This window comes from Streptomyces sp. NPDC058001 (assembly GCF_042886315.1).
Lineage (GTDB): Bacteria > Actinomycetota > Actinomycetes > Streptomycetales > Streptomycetaceae > Streptomyces.
This window is the reverse complement of the sequence record NZ_JBHVQT010000019.1, coordinates 62,975-81,983: the sequence shown is the minus strand read 5'-3', so window position 1 is coordinate 81,983 and position 19,009 is coordinate 62,975. Positions and strand designations below refer to the sequence as shown.

Here is a 19,009-nt window from a genome sequence, read left to right as displayed (position 1 = left end):
CACCTGCGGGGTTCTCGAGGCGCTGCGGCTGCGGCAAGAAGAACCCCGCAGGCGACCTCACCGCGCGGCCTGACTGGTCATTGATGCACCAGTGGCCCCCTTTCCGTCTGTCTCCTGGGGGCGGCGCCCGCGTCGGCGGGGGAGCGGGGAGCCAGCAGCGCTCTACGAGGCGCCGGGGTCGGCGCTAAACGGGATGGCGACGTCGGCGACGTGGTCACCCGTTTCGGCGGTCGCCCACTTCGGGTAGTACACCTCGCGGTTCGAGGCGCTGCGGGTGTGCCCGTGCTCGGTGAGCCAGGCTCCGACGGCGTCGTGGGCCGCGGCCATCGCCGGGTAGCCGTCACGGCCCTTCGTCATGGCCGTGTACGCCTCGCGGTGCGCCGGCTCGATCCGTACCCCGATCCGGCCGGATGGCTCCACCGCGGTCAGCGTCGGCACGCAGACCTCGACCAGCCCGTCGGAGTCCTCGCTCACCAGGCCGTGGTAGACGGCGAAGAGAGGTCCGGACAGGCAAGCCTGCGCCTCCTCGAGGCGGGAGAACAACAGGCCGCTGGACTCCGCGAGGAAGCCGGGCAGTTCGGTGGCGGTGACGTGCTGCCGGGCGAACAGGACCTTCTGCTCGGGCACCTCGCGCTCGGCGACCTCGTATCCGGCCGGACTCCCACCCGCCAGAACCTCCCGGGCGTAGCCCACCGCGTCGCGACGGGCCGCGTGAACGGCCTCCTGCTCGCGCCAGTACGCGTGCAGCGCCCGTACCGAATCCTCGCCGCCCGCATCGAGCACCTCGGCGATCCGTGCCAGCGGCATCCCGGTGGCACGCAGCAGCCCGATCCGACGTGCCCGCTCGACCTGCGTGGGGCCGTAGCGGCGGACACCGGTACGCGGATCGACGAGGGCGGGCGGCAGCAGTCCTCTGTTTCCGTAGAGCCGCAGGGCCTTCAAGCTGAGCCTGGTCCGGGTGGCGAGCTCCCCGATGGCGATCAAGTCGTCCGGTGCGTTGTGCATGGCTGGCATGTCCTGTCCGTCTGGCATGCGGCCACTGTGCTCCCTGCCCCTGGGGGAGGGGCAACTCCCTGCTCGTGTCACGGTGTCGCTCCGGTGGGGATGGCCGGCGCCTGTTCGGCGTCGGCGGTCTGCTGCAGGAGGTGGAGCATCCGGTCAGCCCGCCCGGGAGGAACGACCGCACGCCGCCTACCGGCAGGCGGACTACCGCGTCGGGATCGTGGCCCTGGCGGTGCCCGAGGCGGTCAGCCGGCTCGGCATCCTGGACCGGTACCTGCGCCTGGCCGGGGAAGGCCGGGCCCGCTACGTCTCCTGGGACAACCACGACGCCTGCGCGGCCGCGCTGACCGGCACCCTCGCCGCGGTGGGGAACCCGCGCCTGGGGGACCGGGTCGTGGTCGTCAGACGTTCCACCGGGGCGCCGATGGACGCCGTGTACGCCAAGGAACTCGGCGACGGCCGGTGGCGCCGCCCGGCGGGCGCCGCCAGGGCGGTGCTCACCGAGCGCGCCGGCCCGTGGGGGCCCGGTGAGACGGGCCGGTTCCGCCGTCAGCTCGCCGGCGCCGACCGGCGCCTGGCCGACCCGGCGCTCCCGGAGGACTGGTCGCTGGCGGTCCGCCGCGACGCCGAACGTGCCGCGGCGTGGGGCACCGGTGTTGTCCCTTCCGGAGTACGGTCCGCGGCCGATCTCAGAACAGTACGGAGAGCCCCGTGCGTGAGGGAGGACCTCATTTCAGTGACGTCCTGAAGCGCCACTCTTGCAGAATGGGATTGTATGGCGCGTTTTTGCCGGTCAGTCGTTGTGTCCTTGGGGGCGTCTTGCGGACATGAAAATGTGCGGCTGGTGTCCCGGTCGGCCCTGGCTATTTCTCGGGGTGAATCCAGGTCTGGGCGAGTTCCGCGACCCAGGTGGCCGCCGCGTCGGGAGCGGGCGGGGGAGATGCGACGACGACGAGTTCGGTGACGCCCGCTGTCTTGAGTGCGGGGAGGTGGTCCGGGGTGCCGTCGCTCAGCGCCACGGTGACGGTGAGCTCGTCGAAAGCGCGACCGCGGCGGGCGCACTCGTCGGCGAGAACGGCGATACGCGCCGCAACGTCGGCCGCCGGGATGGCGAAGCCGTACCAGCCGTCGGCGAGCGTGACCGCCCGGCGCAGGGCGGCGTCGCTGTTGCCGCCGACCACGACCGGGAGCCGGCCGCCGCGCAGCGGCTTCGGGTTGACCCGGATCGCGTCGAAGCGGGTGAACTCCCCTGTGTAGGAGGCCGGGTCCTCGGCCCAGAGGGTGCGCATCGCGGCGAGGTAGTCTTCGGTGCGCCGCCCGCGCCCGGCGAAGGGGACTCCCAGCGCTGCGAATTCCTCGGCCGACCAGCCGACCCCGACCCCGAGGCTGAAACGCCCGGCGGAGAGCATGTCGAGTGTGGCGGCCTGTTTGGCGACCAGGACCGGGTTGTGCTCAGGCAGCAGGAGTACGCCGGTGGCGAGTTCGATCCGGCTGGTGACCGCCGCCGCAAAGGTCAGGGCAAGCAGCGGGTCCAGCCAGTCCGCGTCCGCGGGCACGGCGATCCGGCCGTCTGCGGAGTAGGGATAGCGAGACGCGGGCGCGTCCACGAGCACCACGTGCTCGCCGCACCACAGCCTCGCGAAGCCGTGCGTCTCCGCGGCTGTGGCCACCGCACGGATCACCTCGGGGCGGGCACCGTCACCGATACCGAGCGCGTGCAGTCCCACTCGCATCCTCCACCTCCGAGCCTCACCTTAAGCACGAAGCGCGGGTGGCTCGGGGGACGTGGCGCGCCGCGCGCGGGCATGCCGTCCCGACGAACGAAACCACCCGCCCCAGGCCGGTGGTGATCCAATGGGCGAGGTAGATGCCTGCCCGGGGTTCCGGGTCGGGTACTCGGCCGCTCACGGCTGCATCCCGTACCGCGATAGCTCACACCCGTATCTCAGCGTTGCCTCGCGGCTCGGAGATCGTTTCTCCACGTATGAACAAGATCATCACTGCGGCCGTCCTGGTCGCCGCTGCCGCCGCCGGTATGGCCGCGCCGGCCCACGCGCCGGCCGCCGCCGGACGGCTGAGCGCACTGCAACGAACGTCGGTCCTACCCGCGGAGAACGGCGACGTGCTGAGCTCAGAGCCGGGTGTCTTCTACCTGGATCCGCTCAAGGCGATCAAGGTGGATGCGAGCGTGCACCGGATCATGTACCGCACCACCGACCGCTCCGGGAAGGCCATCGCCGTCACCGGCACCGTACTTAACCCCAGGACCTCCCAATACGGTCAACGCCCGATTGTCGCCTTCGCTCCAGGCACACAGGGCCTCGCGGACAAATGCGCCCCCTCCCGCCAACTGGCCGAGGGCACCGAGTACGAGGCGCTGCCCATCAAGAAGCTCCTCGACCAGGGCTTTGCCGTGGTGGTGACCGACTACCAAGGGCTCGGCACACCCGGAGTCCACACGTACATGGACCGCGAGGCGCAGGGCCGCGCTGTACTGGATTCCGTTCGGGCGGCTCAGCGTCTGGATGCCGTGGATCTCCCGGACGCGGGTCCGGCCGCGCTGTACGGCTACTCCCAGGGCGGCGGCGCGACGGCGTCCGCTGCCGAACTGGCCCCTAGCTACGCCCCCGAACTGAAGATCAAGGGCGCGGTCGTCGGCGCTCCGCCTGCGGACATGAACAAGGTCGCCGACAGCATGGACGGCTCCGCCTACGGAGCATTCTTCAACTACGCCCTGACCGGCCTGGCCACCGCGTACGGCATCGACACCGCCCCGTACCTCACCGCCCACGGCAAGCGCGTGACCAACGACCTGAGGGACAACCTGTGTACGATGCAGGCCCTCGCCAAGTACCCCTTCTTGAACTCACGCTTCCTGACGGTGGACGGGCGCCCGCTGACCGAGCGCCTCAAGCGCGCTCCGTGGGACAAGATCGTGGCCGAACAGCAGCTCGGCAAGCGCAAGCCTGCGGTGCCCGTCCTGCTCTCCCACAGCGCCCTGGACGACGTCGTTCCCCAGCAGGTCGGTAAGAACCTGGCTGCCGACTGGTGTCGACAGGGTGTGACGGTGAGGTTCGCCGGCAACCACATCCCCGGGCACATCGCCGCGACCGAGGGCACCAGCTCCGAAGGCCGCCCTTGGCTCGCGGACCGCTTCGCCGACCGGACCGCGCCGAGTACCTGCTGATCTCGACAGTCCCTTCCCGGCCCGGGTGAGTTCGTAGACGCCGGGGGCGGTGCGCACGCCCTTGACGCGGAGGCCGGCGCGGAAGCGGCCGGTGCGCAGATCCTCGACGAAAGCTGACACGGTCTCACGGACCCGATGTGACGCCCGGCCTGTCAGAGGCTGTCCTCAGAGGCGATCCGTGCGACCTGAAGGTGGGTTCGGCGCGTTGGTTCTCCGGGGGTGATACGTGAGTGTGCGCTGGTTGTCTGCTGTGAGCCGTCGTGGTGCGCGAGGTGCGGGCGGCTGTCTGTCGCGCAGCATTTGCCTGGCCTCCGCAAGGGCTGCGGTGAGGGAAAACGATGCCCGTCCGGCGGGAGCGACGTCGCCGCCGGCGCCCGCCGGACGGGACCGGCCGTGAAGTTCCGGTGAACCCTCCCGTCCCACGGGATCGCGCCTTTTGTCGCTGATGACTGCGACATGGAGGGTGTCGGTGTGGGAGTCGACGCCTCCGAACACCTTCTGGTCAGTGCCAGCGGTGTCTTCCGGGGCCTGTGCTGCCATGCTGGTGAACGCCTTCCTAGCTGGAGGTGGCGTCGGCCGGGTGGCTCAGACAGGACATTGAAGGGGCTTCTGACCAAGCTCCTATCAGGTCATGGTCCGCCTGGCCGGAGCCATGAGAACCAGTTCCGGCGATCGGGCAGAACAACGCAAAGACAGCCCAGCAGGGCGTCAGTCAGTGGCAGAGCCACGACCGCCGGAACCGCTTACGAGTATCAATGTCGGTGGCGGCTGGAAGGCTGAACGCCATGAACGGTGACGACGAGCAGCTGCTCCGAGGCCGGGTCTACGGTCGCGACCACGACGACCCCGACCCGGGACCGTGCCCGGGCCAGATCTACGTCGAACTGACCGGCGGCCCGCTCGACGGGCTGCTGCTCGACATCACCGGCTGGACACAGGACGAGATCGGCACCGGTGTCGCCCTGATGACGGAACTCGGGCGTTCCGTCTCGGCGGCCGGGTGGGCACTGTACGACCCGCGTCCCGGAGACCCGGACCGCTTCGACTGGTCGGGCGACATGACCCCGGCGCCCGGGGAGCGTCCACGTCGCCGGGCGCGGTCCGGGTGCGCTGCGGGCCCGTCGCTGCGGGAACGGCTTGTTCGTGTCTCTTCCGGGCCTGTTCACCGGGGTAGGAACCTCTGGTTGCTGTGCTGCGAGGCGACCAAACTGACGTGTGTCTTCGAGCGGGCAAAGGCGGCGGGGAGGGCGTTCGCGGGTCGGGGGAGGGCACAGCCGTGAGCCGCTTGCAGATGATCAGTGAATGGGCAGAGGGATTACGGGTCCTGCATGTCGCTCACAACATCGCAGCGGAACGGTTCGAACGCTGGGACCGCGTGACTGCCATTTCGACAGCGGCACTCTCCACCGTTGTCGGCACGGCAATCTTCGCGACGCTGGCGGGCTCCTCACAGACCGCGGTGCGCGTTATCACCGGCACGCTGAGTCTTGCCGCGGCAGCTCTCAGCACCGCCCAGCTGATCTGGAACTACCCTCAACTCGCCGCACAGCACCGCGCGGCCGCCGTGCGCTACGCCACCGTCCGGCGCCAGGTCGACATGATGCTCGCCGACCCCGGCCACCTCACCGACGACAGGGTCGACGCCGTCTCCACGACATGGGAAGACATCGAAAGAACCGCCCCCGCTCTGTCCCACTCCATCCGGCGCCGGGCCAGACGGGCGATCGCCGACCGCATGGCACGTCGCACCGCCCCGCCCATCACTCCAGCCGGTCCACCGCAGACTGGTGCATGAGAGGCCCTGCGCTTGGACATGCGTTCCGCCGGTCCCAACGCGGCCGTACGTGGGCGGAGGCGTTCCGGCCCGGGGTCGTCAACCCCACCGAGCAGGGTCCGGCCATGAAGTCCGAGCCGCCCCCGGAAGAATGGAGCCGGGCCCTGACTCGGGCTGGGCATATCGCCGCTGCGGACCAGCCGCTTGTCCTGTGTTCCGACAGGAACTGGGACTTCGTCGGCATCCGCGCCATCATCGCCGTCGTCCTCCACGCGCTCGCCGACCGCACAGGCTGCAGCCCCGACGACGTGCCGCTCCTGGAGCTGTTGGAGCACTGTGAGCGGGGCGCCCGGCATGTGCGCGAGCTGGCCGTGCCCCTGGTCGGCGAGCAGTTGGCGGTCAGCGTCGCCGTCGACCTCCCGCCCGGTTGGGCGGCCCGCGCAGTCGCAGCTGCCATGAGCGCCGCATAACCACCTGGCTATTGGTGCCGTTCGTCGTGTGCGGCCTGCGCCGCGCCCTGGACGAACGCCACCAGCATCTCAAGCAGCAAGCCGCCCCGCACGACGGGCATGCCAACTCACCAGCCCGCAGCCGGCGTTCCACCCGGACGACGTTGGTGTCGACGATGAGCACTCGCTACCTCCGCCTCGTGCACACCGTGTCGTCGTGCACGAAGCAAGATCAGACTGCCCACCAAGATCAGCACTCATGTCCACCGTGACTGTCGCGAACCCCCGCCTACGTGCTCATACAGAGAGTCGTCCAACAGCCGTGTCGGCGGGCCTGGGGTCTCGCAGGGCTGAGGTTGTCCTGGTAGCTCTCCCGCTCGGAGGAGGCCCGAACCGCTTGATGGACGAGCAGGTGCAGTTCCCGCCGCGCCACGGAAACTGGCACACACAGCTAGGACTCTGGCGCTCGGTGCTAAGGCGCCGTACGTAAATTCTCGCGAAGATTTCCTTGCGTGCATGACATGCCCGCAGGCATCCGCCTTCGGCGGGCACCTTCGTCAGAGACACTTCACACACAGGGGGAAGCTCCGTGCGAATGCGCACTCGTATCGCTCCGTTCACGATGACAGCTGTACTGCTCGCGGGGGGAACGGCCGCTGCGACGACCGGCTCGGCGAGCGCTACGGAACCGAAGACGAACGCAGCGATCCAGGCGGCCTGCCTCGACACCGCGAGGGGCTACACCAGCGCGGCCGGTAGCGGCAGCAGGAACGCATTCTGGCCGGAAGTTACCGGCACTTGGGCGTACACCACAAGCAGTTGCCTGGACATCAACGTAAAGCCCAACGACACCGGCCGGATCAAGGCATGCTTCAAGGCCACCAACAGGTGTAACGGTTGGACGCAGGCGTACAAGGGACAGTGGGCGCTGGCCGCCACAGATGTGTATAACTCAACCGCCTTCTACATCCAGTTCGAGGGCACGGCCCGGAGCACCGGCCTGATCGCCTACTGAGGCGCCGAAGCGGGGGAACCATGCGGGGCGTTCGGACCTTCTGGCCCGACGCCCCGCTTGGCATGCTCGGGCACACCCTTTGAACCAGATAACTCCCGAACGCTACTGATGAGTGGATAGCGATACGTGTCAAATGTTCAGCGATGGATGCCCGGATGTGCGCGCAAGATGTGACGGCGGTATTCGGTTGGGGTGGTGCCGTAGGTGGTGCGGAAAGCGCGGGTGAAGTCGGCGGGACGGAAGAAGCCCCAGCGGGCGGCTATCGCGTGGACAGGTCGTGTGGCCAGGCGCGGGTCGGTGAGGTCGCGTCGGGCGCAGGTGAGGCGCTGGCGGCGGATGTGCGAGGCGGCTGTAGCGCCGTGGGCGTGGTCGTGGAAGAGGCGGTGCAAGGTCCGCAGCGAGATGTGGTGAGCAGCGGCGATGGTGGCAGGGGAGAGTTCGGTGTCGCCCAGGTTCCGACGGATGAAGTCCTGGATCTCCAGGAACTGCACGTGCTGGCGGGTTTCGGTGGGTGTCTGCTCTTCGGTATCGATGTGGTGGGCCAGCCATGCGGTGACCAGTTCGGTGAGGACACTGCCCAGCCGTTGGCCGTCGGCGGACCGGGAAGGGCTGGTGTCGGTGGCCAGGTGAGTGAGGAAACAGGCGAGCAGACGTCCGACCCCTTCCCGTCCTGACATCCGGGCAGCCAGCACGCGGTCCACACGGTTCGATGACAGCTGCACCATGGCCCTGGGGAGTTGCACCACCACGGAGGCTGCTGTGCCCTGTCGGGCATCCACCACGCTTTCATAGGGCTGGGAGGTGGAGTACACGACCAGGTCGCCCGCTCCGAGCGCTGCTTCGCGCCGCTTGTGGATGATGCCCTGTCGCCCGTGCAGGATGAGCCCTACTGCGTACATGTCGGGGTCGGACCGTCGGATCAGCTGCGGTGTGCGTCGCGACCTCATGGACGCGTAGGTCATTGCGGTCACCTGCGCCGCACCCATGTCCACGGTGCGCAGCGAAGCTCGGAAGTCAACTGGACGGTCGATGCTGAACTCATTGGGTATCAGCGCGAGTGCCGTGATGTCACGCCAGGCATCTACCCGGTCGGACACCGGCAGGTCCTGACTGTCGAACACCTTCTCCAGCATCGAGCCACCCCTTCTCCTCGTTTCACCGTCCCTGATGAAGACCTGCCAGAAAAGGGCAGCGTCGGACAAGAACTGAGCCGATCAGGGTGTGCGAGGAAGAGCTCTCGTAGACGGGCCGGTAGCAGCCGGGGCACAGGCGGCAGTCCTCGAGTTCGTCCGCTGGCGGCGCGTCCGGTCCGAGCAGCGGCACGATCCGCAAGAGGTTCTCCCCGGCTTCGGCCCACAGCCCCATCGGTCGTTCCACGCTCCGCTCGAAGACGACGTCGCCGTCCGGGCCTTCGCTGGTGCGGATCCGGGCCAGCGTGCCGACGCTGGCCGGCCTCGACGAGCTGCTCGACGACCTCGCGGATCTGGACTGTGGTCACCGCGGCGACGTCGGCGCCGGGCTCCAGGCGGACCGCGTCCAGCACCGCCGTTGACCGGGCCCGGGAGATCGTGGACAGCTACGAAGTCCTTGGGCAGCTGGTTCGCGCGGCGCCGGACGTCGGTAGCGACCGCGCGGGCGTGGCCGGTCAGCTGGAGGCCGATCTACAGACTCACCCCCGCCCGCGTCCGACGGGGGTTCAGGAACCTGCACACGAAGACCGGCTCTCCGGCCAGCGCACCGAAACGCACAACACCCGGACCAGGAAGGCCACTTGGTTCGAAGAACCGCCGTCCAGCCACCCGACACGACGTGGGCCGCGTCCTCGCGACCGGAGAGGCATGCAACCGCCCCGCCCACCACAAAGTCGGCACCAAACCCCGTCGTGGGAGCGGCACTGACACCGTTGGCGCAGCCTCGTAGCCTGCTTTGACGCAGAGCGGCGTGATTCTTTTGGCGGGAGACCCTGATGACAGGCGACAGCAGGTCCAGCACGGATATCAGAGGCGGCCACATCGGACTGGTCGTCACGATCATTGCCCTGGTCGTCATTGCCAGTTTTTCCGGCCCTCGCTGGACTTTGATCGTCGCGGCGTGCTTCACCGCCTGGTTCATCCTCGCGCTGACCGTCATCCGCATCAGGGGCGGACGCGGCGGAGAAGCCCTTCGACGGGCCTACGTCGCCACTTTCGGATGGGGCGACTACATCACCCCCTGACGGGGTTAAACGGCAAGGTAAGTGCCTGTTTTCAAACCGGCCTTCTGGGAGGCTGATCCGTCTCACCACGGATGCGCCATGTGCCGCTCGGCTGATGCCAGACAAGACGGACCCGTCCTGCATCGGGCCTGCGTGCCGTCAACTCGCTGAGGTCGAACGCCGCAAGAGCCCGGAGTGCTTCGTCGGACACGTCCGAAGACAGGTACAGGGTGATATCTGCATCCGAGTCGTCGACGATGACGTACTGTGCCTCCGCCTGCCTGGAAGGGCTGGCCGCGCCACTGGCGTTGCGGGTTTCCCGGTGCCGGAGGGGCAGGCGACGGATCAGTTGGCGGGCCTGTGCGTATGCGTCCTCGGCGGTTTTGGACACCAGGGTCTGGATGAAGGGGAGCACGGTTGTGGTGACCAGGGCCGTGATTACGGTCGCCTCCCAGGCGGGCGCGGAAGCGATGTTGTCGAATGGTGGGATCGGACGGTTTTGGATCTCCGTGGCGCGCCGACGCCAGTGGTCTGCCTCGTCCTCGCGTCCTTGGTCCCTTAGAAGGCGCGCGAGCTCCTGCGCAGCCTGAATCGATGCCCACTTCTGGGCGTTGCCGGCGGCCGTCCGGAACCAGTGCTCTGCCTCATCGAGGTGCCCCTGCTCGAGGAGTCTTTGGGCGAGTCTCAGCTGTTCACTGCCCTCTCCGTCTTCAGCTGCCGCCCGTTGCCATGGCTCAGCCTCCTCGAACCGCCGCTGTTCTCGCAGGAGGCTGAGGAGCTCATCTCTGATGTGTCGATCACCTATGGCGGCGCCAAGTCGGAGCCACCGCTCGCGCTCCTCGGCGCTCTTCGACAAGCTGACCATCGACGATACGGCGGATGAATGACCGGCTTCGGCCGCCTTCACTATCCAGCGGGCAGCCTCGTCCGACCACCTCTTCGACTGCCTCTCGAAGTCCGGATCCCCGCGGAGTTCCTCCTGCTGCTTGAGATCAATGTAATACCTCCCGCCGTGCGCCATGGTGGTGCAAATACGGGACAAGCGGACCATTCCTGAGGGATCACCCATCTCGGCAGCCGCGCGTGCCCACGTCTCGGCCCGCTCAGCCTGATCACTCCGGTGGAAATGCTCGGCGAGGAGCACCATCGCGTGTGGGTCGCCATCCTCGGCGGCCACACGGAGGTGGTGCAGGTGAGGATCCTGCATACCCGACTTCTGCATCATGCCTCTCCCGGCCGCGATCTGAAGGAATCATTGTCCCTGGAGTTTCAACAGCTGCTCCCGTGAAGGGACGATGCCACAGGGCACTGTGGTTGCCGGAAGATCAGACCGCCCAGGGGTCGGCTCGTCGCCAGAGCGGTTCGTCAGCGCGTGGGGCTCAGGCTTCCCTGACGGGGCAAATCCTGAGCGAACACCTCGCCGAACTGATCGAGCAACAGCGCCCGTTCGTGGACGCGGAGCTATGGGCGGACAAGATCGCCCGCGTGACAGACGCGCACCCCGTCGGGATCAGCGCTGAAGATCTGGCCGACATGACCGGACCCGGTTCGGGAAACGACGCTGACCAGCCGTGGTCGGGACTGGACGCGGCACGGCCGGACCGTGGTCGGGGCCATGGTCTGGTTCCAGTGGTCGGGGAGACCACGCCGCGAAATCCCGGTTATCCACAGGCCCGAACGGGATCGGCCGTTCCTCCGTACGCTGCTGCCCGAATCGGTCACACGGGGGTGTGCGGGATGCGGTACGGCGTGGTGGTGGTGGAACTCGCGGTAGAGGTCATGGCGCAGCTGCCCGACGGCCGGGCCCGGCAGGGGGTGATGGCGCTCGTGGAGGTCGCGCGGTTGGATCCGCGGGCCTGGCCCGATGTCCGTGACCCGGGCTCCGTGGAGGAGATCCGGGAGGCGTTCGGACGGCGGTGCTGGATCCAGTACATGCCGCACGCCGGGGCGATCGAGGTCCGTGACATCGGTTGGGCGGGCTGATCTCCGGCCTGGCGCTGACGTCGCCGCCGTCTGCGACGCGCTCTGACACCGGAGTCGGCTGCCCGGCAGGGGACTAACTGTGTTGCCAGGCAAGCTGGTTGGAGAGCCAGTGGTTGACATGCAGGAACCAGGAGGAAGCCTTTTACGCCTAGAAGGGGCGTAGATCCTGCGACGGGAGAGTCCGAAGTGACACGGAATTCGAACAAGCGATCTAATGCCGGTATGGACGTGACCGACTTCCCCGACGACCTGGTGCAGACGCAAGCCGCCTGGAACGCCACCTACAACGCGCTCGCCGCACCCCGCCCCCGCGACACCACCGCCCTGCGCCGCCGCCTGCTGCTCCTGTCCGTACGGCTGTGGTGGCACCCCTACTGGGAGACCGCCCCCTCGGTGCCGGCGGCCCGGTCCGAGCTGCGCCAGCTGGCCCGCGCCCGGGGAGCCGTCCGGGCCGCGTGACCCGCGTGACCCGCGCGTCTCGGACGACCAGGAGCACGGGGTTGCGGCAAGGGTTGCGCCTCGCTGTTGCGCTGGAGGTTGCGACAGGGGTTGCGCCTACTGTTGCGCGACCCCACGGGCCGTCTCCGTGTTCGCGCAGGTCACCACGCGGTTTCGCCGTGGTCGGGGTGCTGACATCCCCGTTGCGACCCCCTTCGCCCATGCCCTGGCTGGAGTTGAGGGAAAGGAAGAGGCGGGATGGGCGGCGCGGACGCAGCCGGGGATCGGGGCGCGCTCGCCGGTGTCGCGCGTCGGCGCCGCCGCGCGCCGGGCCGCTGACGATACGGCGGCCGGCTCTCCGACCACCCCGGTGGCCCGGTCGTGCTACGGGCCACCCACCTGTCGCTGGTCGCCCAGCGCCACGACCGCCGGCACATCGCCTGGAAGCAGATCGCCGTTGTCCCTCTGGCTCACGCCGCGACCGTGACGGCGGCGGCCTGAGCCAGAGGACAGGCCCGCCCCGTGGGACTGCGAGCCAGGCGAAGGCGACGCGCCCGCCGAACGCCCTGCCCGCTCACCGGCGTTGGTGAGAAACTCCAGCGGAGAACCCACGACTGGCTATGGAGGTCTGAACGGGAGTCGTTTCGAGGTGTGTGGGGGAGTCACTGGTTGGCTCTCGACATGATCAATCGCGATGACTTTTGATATCACTCGCTTGCCCGTTGGCCCCATCCCTTCGCCGTCTGCTCGCAGTTCGGCGGGCCAGGCCAGAGGTGGGGGGCCTCGGCCTGGCCTCGCAACTACTGTGCAGTGTCAGTGCTGTTCGGGGGATCGAATACGCAGAACTCGTTGCCCTCCGGGTCGGCAACGACGATCCAGCGAAAGCCGTGTTCGCTGAGTTCTTCAGAGAGTCTCGTAGCGCCCAACTGTTCGAGGCGATTGACCTCGGGCATCAGGTCTGCGGTGCCAAAGTCGAGATCAAGGTGCATGCGGTTCTTGCCCTGTTTTGGTTCTGGGACGTGTTGCAGGAGAAGGGTCGGTGCAGGAGTGGGCCCGACCAGGCTCAGGTAGGGAGGTCCGTGGAAGCCTCGCTGGTAGTCCAGCGGAGCGAGCGCGGCAAGCCAGAAGTCGGCTTGCGCTTCGGCGTCGACACAGTCCAGCGTCACAACGATCTGCATGGCGGAACGGTAGGAGGCTTAGAGAGCATCTGATCTATGTAACTGATGATTAGGGATGATTCTGTGACTGTCGGTGTTGGTGGTCGTTGGGTGAGGCGTGAGTGCTCGTCGTCCGTACCGAAGTGATGTCTCCGACGCCCGCTGGGCCTTGATCGAACCGGTCTTCACAGCCTGGCGAGCCGACCGGTCCGGCCCTGGCGCAGCGGCCCGGGTCCACGACCTACGGGAGATCGTCAACGCGATCCTCTACGTGAATCGCACCGGCATTCCGTGGGAGTACCTGCCGCACGACTTCCCGCCGTACAAGACCGTCTACGACTACTACGCGAAGTGGGAAGCAGACGGCACGACCCAGCAGGTCCACGACCTGTTACGTGACAAGACCCGCCGTTCCCATGGCCGTCACGCGGAGCCGACCGCGGCCGTGATCGACGCGCAGAGCGTAAAGACCTCGGCAAACGTGGCCGAGACCAGCCAGGGAATCGACGCCGGCAAGAAGATCAAAGGACGCAAGCGGCACCTGATCACGGACACGCTCGGCCTGGTCCTGGCTGTGCTCATCACCGCGGCGAACGTGCACGACACCGTCGGCGGCAAGCTCCTACTCGACGACCTCGCCGACGCCCATCCCGGCGTGTCCAAGGTCTGGGCCGACGGCGGTTACCAAAGCAGCATTCTCAACCACGGTGCCTCGCTCGGCATCGACGTCGAGGTGGTGCAGCGGTCACGCGCGAAAGGGTTCGAGCCCCTGCCGAAACGGTGGGTGATCGAGCGCAGCTTCGGCTGGCTGATGCAGAACCGCCGCCTCGCACGGGACTACGAAGCCCTCCCGCAGAGATCCCGCACGATGATCCACTGGGCAATGGCTAACAAAATGTCCCGCGAACTGACGGGAGAATCCACACCAACCTGGCGAACTGAAACAGACATCCCGCACTCATCGGCCTGAACACACATCAGATGCTCTCTAAGTTCCCCCTGTTGGGGCGTTTCTGGGACAGGTGATGATCCAGGTCGATTGGCTGTCAATCAGCTACCTGACCTGGTGGTTTCGCCTCTGGCGAGAAGGCAATGGATGCACCGGCTGGTCATTTCTTCGAGCAAGATGGGGTCACCGAGTGAGACGACGCATACCCTCCCGATCTCCTGGTGCGGGGGCGATATGAAAGTTTTCGGCAGCACGACGGGCGCTGCAGATGTTGCTGTGCGCGGGTCTGCTGTCGGGTCTGCTGGGCACGCCGGCCGCCGCGGCCGAGGAGCCAGCCACGCTGCCCGCGGATGTGCGCGCCCACATCGTCGGCTACTGGGAGACCGGCGGAGCCGGTCTGAAAGTGGCCGCAGAGCAGGCGCTGCTCGGCGGTGACGAGGCGATCCGCACGTTCCTCGACGAAGCGGAGTCCATCCAGCTCGACGACAACCGCGTTGACACCGCGCGACTGGTGATGACCGGCGGTCCAGGCATGCGGCTGGCCGCCAAAGAAGCGATGCTGAAGTCGCCGGCCGAGCTGGAGGCATTCCTCCTGTACGGCTACGAGGAGCCGCTGGACGAGGACCGCAAGGTCGAGATCGCCCGTCTGGTCACACTCGGCGGCCCGGGTGTGCAGGCGGCAGGCAAGGCCGCCCTCCAGGGCACCTTCGACGACCGTGAACTCTTCCTGACGACAGGCCAGTACACGGAACGTCAGGACGACAACCGCGTCGAGGTCGCCCGCCTCGCAGGCATCGGCGGTCCCAACGTGCAGGCCGCGGCCAGGGTTGCGCTGAGGGGCACGCCCGAGGACATGGTCGAGTTCCTGGAGATCGGGCAGTTCACCGCCCGGGACCGCGACCAAGAACACTCCACGATCGCCCAGCTGATCGAACAGGCAAAGCAGGCCGGCAAGCTGGCCGAGGACGCCCGCAAGACGGCGGAAGAGTCGTCGAAGAAGGCAGCAGCGGCCTCCCAGATGGCCAAGGAGGCCGCGCAGAAGGCGGCCGAGGAGACCGCTGCCGCCAAGGACGACTCCAAGAAGGCCGCGGTCAAGGCCAAGCAGGCCGCGGACGCCGCGCGAGGCGCTGCCGAAGCCGCACAGGAAGCCATCGGCGCGGCCAACGCCGCCAACCGCGCCGCACGACGGGCCGCACTGGCCGCAGCGCAGACAGCCTCGGCGGCAGCCGCAGCCGCTGAAGCAGCGAACAAGGCATACAAGGCAGCCATCGCCGCCGCCGGCGACAAGGCCAACGCCGCCGCCACAGCTGCCGCGAAGGAGGCACGTGCCGCGGCCACGGCCGCCAGCACCTCGGCCGAGGCCGCCCTGAACGCCGGAGCTGCCTCCGAGGCCGCCGCACTCGCCGCCGGTTCGGCCAAGGGAGCGTCCACCAACGCAAGAGCGGCGGCGACCGCCGCCGAGGAGGCTAACGGCTACGCGGACGCGGCCGGTGTGCACTCCGATGCGGCCCGTCAGGCCGCGATCGAGGCACGTCGCAATGCCGATGCCGCCGATCGTGCCGCCGACCGCTCCGCTGCCCTGGCCCGCCGCTCAGCAACTGCCGCCTATGGAGCCCGGGACGCGGCCAACTCCGCCGCCGCCCACGCCAACAAGTCCGCCGACTACGCGGACGATGCCGCCGCACATGCCGGAGACTCGGCCACCTACGCCTCCGTGGCACAGAAGAACGCCGACGGGGCCAAGCAGGCGGCAGCAACCGCAACGACCGCGGTGGCAAAGGCCAAGGACACGTTCGACCTGGCCCGCGAGACCGAAACCGCCGACCTGCAGACCCGCACCGAGGCAGCCATCGAGCGGGCACGCTCGATGAAGTCCGCCTCTGGGGACGGGATTTCTGCCGCCGCCGCCTCGCAGGTCCAGGCCCGGTCGTTGAATGCCACCGCCACCGAGCTGGCCCAGGAGGCCAATCGGCCCGACGTCGACATCCAGGCCACCGCGGCCAAGGGCCGCGAACTCGCCATACCGGCCCTGGAACTGCTCGGCCCCTGGCACCAGGAGGCCGCCGCTCGCGCCCTGTCGGGCACCGACCAGGATGTCCTGGACTACCTGCGCACCCGTTGGAAAGAGGCCGGCGACAACGACACCCGCCAGCGCGTCGTCAACCTCAGCACACAAAGCCCCTACGCCGGCGTACGCACCGCAGCCACCACGGCCCTGGCCGACACACCCGAGCAGATCAATACCTTCTACGCCACCGGGCAGTACGAAGCCGGCCTGGACGACATGAAGGTCGACGTCGCCAAGCTGGCCACCACCGGGGGTCCCAGCGTCAATGACAAGGCCAAGGCGGCCCTCGCCGACGGCACCGGCATCGCACTCGCGACATTCCTGCAGATCGGCCAGTACGGCGAGCGCCTCACCGACGAAAACGTCATCACCGCACGCCTGGCCGAGACCGGCGAACCCGAACTCAGCTCCGCCGCGAAGATCGCACTCGCCGGGCCGCCCCAACTGGTGCACGAATTCATAACCATCGGCCAATACCAGGCGCAACGCGAGGACGACCTCGCCACCACCCACATCCACCAGGTCGACCGGCTCCTGGCCGAAGGCTCTTTGATCGCGGCCAAGGCCGGCACGGACGCCTGGCGCGCCGCAGAAGCCGCCGCCTCGGCCAAGGGCGCCGCCGACGCAGCAGCAGCCTCCACAGAGGCCCGGAACTCCGAAAAGGATGCCGCGCAGTACGCGGCGAACGCCGGCGCCTCCGCCGCCGCCGACGCCGCCGCCGCCACCACAGCCCGCAACGCGGCCAACCGGGCCGACACGGCCGCCGAGAACTCCGCCGCAAACGCCGAGTTCTCCGCCTCCTACGCCCGCGAGTCGGCCCGCAAGGCCGACACGGCAGCGAATGACGCCCGTGCTTCCGCCATCGCCGCGGGCAAGAGCCGCACCGAAGCCGAGGCCGCGGCCAGCGAAGCCTGGAAGGCAACCCGTGCCCTCGCCGAAAAGGAACTAGAAGAGGCACTCCGGCAAGCGGAACTGGCGCGCCAGGAGGAACAGCGGCCCACCAGGATCTGCGGCTACCGCCCCTGGGGAACCCCGAAATACGTCCCGATCCTCCCCTGCCACCCGATGATCGACGAGGCCCTGGACCTGCTGGAGGACCTCCACAAGGCAGGAAGCGTCGGACGCGACGCCTTCGTGGAACTGTCCGGACTCGGCGACATCGAGAAGTGCATCACGAACCCCACCGCCTTCGACTGCACGATGGCCGCCGTCGGCGTCATGCCCTGGGGCAAGCTCAAACTCCTCGCCAAGATTGACAAGGGTCTTGACGCCATCAAGGGGACGCGCGCGGCCCGCCGGACCGTCGCCTGCCTGGCCGGAACAGGGCACAGCTTCCCCGCCGGCACCAAGGTCCTCATGGCCGACGGCACCGGCCGCCCGATCGAGCAGATCGAAACCGGCGACCTCGTCACAGCCACCGACCCCACCACCGGCGAAACCGGTCCCCGACGCGTCACCCGCACCATCCACACCCCCGACGACCGGAACTTCACCGACGTCACCCTCACCGACAACTCAACCCTCACCTCGACCAGCCACCACCCCTACTGGTCCGAAAACGACCAGGCGTGGAAGAACGCAAGCGACCTCCAGACCGGCGACACCCTGCGTACCCCGCAGAACCACACCGCCGCCATCGCCCACACCCGGAACTGGCAGGGCCTCCAGGACGCCTACGACCTCACCGTCGACGACCTCCACACCTACTACGCCTTCACTGGCACTACTTACCTACTCGTCCACAACACCGAGGGGATTGATTGCCCTGGATGGGTAAAGAATCTCTTCGACAAGCTTCCCGTAGACACAGGTCTGCGTGGTAAGACCTATGGCAACATTCGGGACAGCAATGGAAATGTAATTCCGGCTGCGGATACAAAAGAGCTGCGCGAGTTGATGAGTGGCGAGCATGACAGCTTGTTTGACGAGGCGGATGCACTGCTCCAATCCTCGGGGCATCACCTGTACCCCCAGCTAAAGAATGAAGGAAAATACAGAATATCATCCCACGTAGAGGCAAAGTATGCAGCCTGGATGAAGAATAATGGCATCGCGCATGCGACGGTGGTCATCAACAAAAATTCCGGCGTATGCGCCAAAAAATTGAACTGCGAAAATGCCGTAGAGGCCATCCTCCCCGCAGGTCATACCATGAAAGTATACTACCCAGGAGACGGTAGCCCGGGTGACACTAGTGGGGAAGAGGGTTAATCCGTGAGACTAGCAATGCATTTGCGCGGCGAATCTCGAAATCTGCGAGACAATGAGGAAGTGTCGACAGTTCTCGACGAGCTCTTTCGATACGGGCAGGACGTAGAACCAGACGTGGAAGTAACCTGGCTAACGCTGGACGACAAAGGTGAAGACCCGGTTTCCATGCTTGATGTTAGTGCCAATTTGAAGACCGGGTTTGGCGGCGTCGTCTGGCAGGCGGGAGGGCGCGAAGCCGAGCGAATCGAACGAGAGACCGGCAGTGACATCGGGTACTACTTTTGGGTTTCCGACATCCAGGAACCACCCGACTTCGACCCCGATGTCCTGTCCGACTCCCACGTCCCTTCATTTTTCGACCCTAGAGGGGTGTTTCCTGTGACTGAGGTGCGAAGGGTGATCGAAGAGTACTGCCAACTGCTGGGTAGTCGACCCACGAGAATCCAATGGGTCGCAGGCAATCAGAACGGCACTCGCCTGGACTGACAGAACATCATCCCGCGGTGCCTCCTGCTCGGCTTCTCCGATCAGGTGATGAACATATGTTATCCGGGAAGCAGCACCGGTTTCCCCATTAGAGGG

At 67.4% G+C, this 19,009-nt stretch carries 16 protein-coding genes and 2 pseudogenes; 13 read left to right on the top strand and 5 right to left on the bottom strand.

Translation table 11 applies throughout. The features are described 5' to 3' along the window. Positions 1–162: 162 nt before the first annotated feature. Positions 163–1,032, bottom strand: coding sequence for a MerR family transcriptional regulator (locus ACFVT5_RS37990; protein ID WP_389897863.1), 870 nt, complete (start codon positions 1,030–1,032; stop codon positions 163–165). Here ACFVT5_RS37990 and ACFVT5_RS37985 point away from each other — a divergent pair. Beyond that, positions 974–1,750 carry a zeta toxin family protein gene (locus ACFVT5_RS37985; protein ID WP_389897860.1) on the top strand — a complete coding sequence of 259 codons (777 nt, stop codon included), beginning with the start codon at positions 974–976 and terminating at the stop codon, positions 1,748–1,750. The genes ACFVT5_RS37990 and ACFVT5_RS37985 overlap by 59 nt on opposite strands. Positions 1,751–1,865: 115 nt before the next feature. Here the strand turns inward: ACFVT5_RS37985 and ACFVT5_RS37980 are convergent, their stop codons facing one another. After that, complete coding sequence (locus ACFVT5_RS37980) at positions 1,866–2,735, bottom strand: LLM class F420-dependent oxidoreductase (RefSeq protein ID WP_389897858.1); 870 nt, start codon at positions 2,733–2,735, stop codon at positions 1,866–1,868. 251 nt (positions 2,736–2,986) lie between these two features. Between ACFVT5_RS37980 and ACFVT5_RS37975 the strand changes: the two genes are divergently transcribed. The 5 genes and pseudogenes from ACFVT5_RS37975 to ACFVT5_RS37955 all read left to right on the top strand — a co-directional run bounded on the left by ACFVT5_RS37975 (position 2,987) and on the right by ACFVT5_RS37955 (position 7,427). After that, positions 2,987–4,189 (top strand): lipase family protein, encoded by a 1,203-nt coding sequence (locus ACFVT5_RS37975; protein ID WP_389897856.1) that lies wholly within the window; start codon positions 2,987–2,989, stop codon positions 4,187–4,189. Positions 4,190–4,974: 785 nt separating this feature from the next. Then, positions 4,975–5,247 (top strand): annotated as a pseudogene (locus ACFVT5_RS37970) (hypothetical protein); the annotation flags it as partial. A 218-nt stretch (positions 5,248–5,465) separates the two neighbouring features. Further along, positions 5,466–5,984 carry an SLATT domain-containing protein gene (locus ACFVT5_RS37965; protein ID WP_389897853.1) on the top strand — a complete coding sequence of 173 codons (519 nt, stop codon included), beginning with the start codon at positions 5,466–5,468 and terminating at the stop codon, positions 5,982–5,984. Between the two features lie 104 nt (positions 5,985–6,088). Beyond that, the gene (locus tag ACFVT5_RS37960; RefSeq protein ID WP_389897850.1) at positions 6,089–6,433 is read left to right on the top strand and encodes a hypothetical protein; all 345 of its coding nucleotides are present in this window, start codon (positions 6,089–6,091) and stop codon (positions 6,431–6,433) included. Between the two features lie 574 nt (positions 6,434–7,007). Continuing rightward, positions 7,008–7,427 carry a hypothetical protein gene (locus tag ACFVT5_RS37955; protein ID WP_389897848.1) on the top strand — a complete coding sequence of 140 codons (420 nt, stop codon included), beginning with the start codon at positions 7,008–7,010 and terminating at the stop codon, positions 7,425–7,427. A gap of 137 nt (positions 7,428–7,564) precedes the next feature. Here ACFVT5_RS37955 and ACFVT5_RS37950 read toward each other — a convergent pair whose 3' ends face one another. Next, positions 7,565–8,560 carry a helix-turn-helix domain-containing protein gene (locus ACFVT5_RS37950; RefSeq protein WP_389897846.1) on the bottom strand — a complete coding sequence of 332 codons (996 nt, stop codon included), beginning with the start codon at positions 8,558–8,560 and terminating at the stop codon, positions 7,565–7,567. Between the two features lie 532 nt (positions 8,561–9,092). Between ACFVT5_RS37950 and ACFVT5_RS37945 the strand changes: the two are divergent. Further along, positions 9,093–9,347: pseudogene (locus tag ACFVT5_RS37945) on the top strand (hypothetical protein); the annotation flags it as partial. A gap of 46 nt (positions 9,348–9,393) precedes the next feature. Beyond that, the gene (locus tag ACFVT5_RS37940) at positions 9,394–9,642 is read left to right on the top strand and encodes a hypothetical protein (RefSeq protein WP_389897843.1); all 249 of its coding nucleotides are present in this window, start codon (positions 9,394–9,396) and stop codon (positions 9,640–9,642) included. Between the two features lie 31 nt (positions 9,643–9,673). Here ACFVT5_RS37940 and ACFVT5_RS37935 read toward each other — a convergent pair whose 3' ends face one another. Beyond that, a complete protein-coding gene (locus ACFVT5_RS37935; RefSeq protein WP_389897842.1) occupies positions 9,674–10,798 on the bottom strand; it encodes a hypothetical protein in 1,125 nt (374 codons plus the stop codon). A gap of 560 nt (positions 10,799–11,358) precedes the next feature. Between ACFVT5_RS37935 and ACFVT5_RS37930 the strand changes: the two genes are divergently transcribed. Together ACFVT5_RS37930 and ACFVT5_RS37925 are read left to right on the top strand one after the other, a co-directional pair. After that, positions 11,359–11,604 carry a hypothetical protein gene (locus ACFVT5_RS37930; protein WP_389897839.1) on the top strand — a complete coding sequence of 82 codons (246 nt, stop codon included), beginning with the start codon at positions 11,359–11,361 and terminating at the stop codon, positions 11,602–11,604. Positions 11,605–11,826: 222 nt separating this feature from the next. Continuing rightward, entirely contained in the window at positions 11,827–12,063 is a 237-nt protein-coding gene (locus tag ACFVT5_RS37925; RefSeq protein WP_389897837.1) for a hypothetical protein, read from the top strand. A 779-nt stretch (positions 12,064–12,842) separates the two neighbouring features. On the opposite strand, the gene ACFVT5_RS37920 is transcribed toward ACFVT5_RS37925, so the two are convergent. Further along, positions 12,843–13,220, bottom strand: a complete 378-nt coding sequence (locus ACFVT5_RS37920) for a VOC family protein (RefSeq protein WP_389897834.1) — start codon at positions 13,218–13,220, stop codon at positions 12,843–12,845. A gap of 97 nt (positions 13,221–13,317) precedes the next feature. Here ACFVT5_RS37920 and ACFVT5_RS37915 point away from each other — a divergent pair, with 97 nt between their 5' ends. The 3 genes from ACFVT5_RS37915 to ACFVT5_RS37905 all read left to right on the top strand — a co-directional run bounded on the left by ACFVT5_RS37915 (position 13,318) and on the right by ACFVT5_RS37905 (position 18,913). Beyond that, positions 13,318–14,169, top strand: a complete 852-nt coding sequence (locus tag ACFVT5_RS37915) for an IS5 family transposase (RefSeq protein ID WP_389897831.1) — start codon at positions 13,318–13,320, stop codon at positions 14,167–14,169. 247 nt (positions 14,170–14,416) lie between these two features. After that, on the top strand, positions 14,417–18,427 hold the full coding sequence (locus ACFVT5_RS37910; RefSeq protein ID WP_389897829.1) for a DddA-like double-stranded DNA deaminase toxin: 4,011 nt from the start codon (positions 14,417–14,419) through the stop codon (positions 18,425–18,427). A 15-nt stretch (positions 18,428–18,442) separates the two neighbouring features. Further along, entirely contained in the window at positions 18,443–18,913 is a 471-nt protein-coding gene (locus ACFVT5_RS37905; RefSeq protein ID WP_389898036.1) for an Imm1 family immunity protein, read from the top strand. Positions 18,914–19,009: the final 96 nt, after the last annotated feature.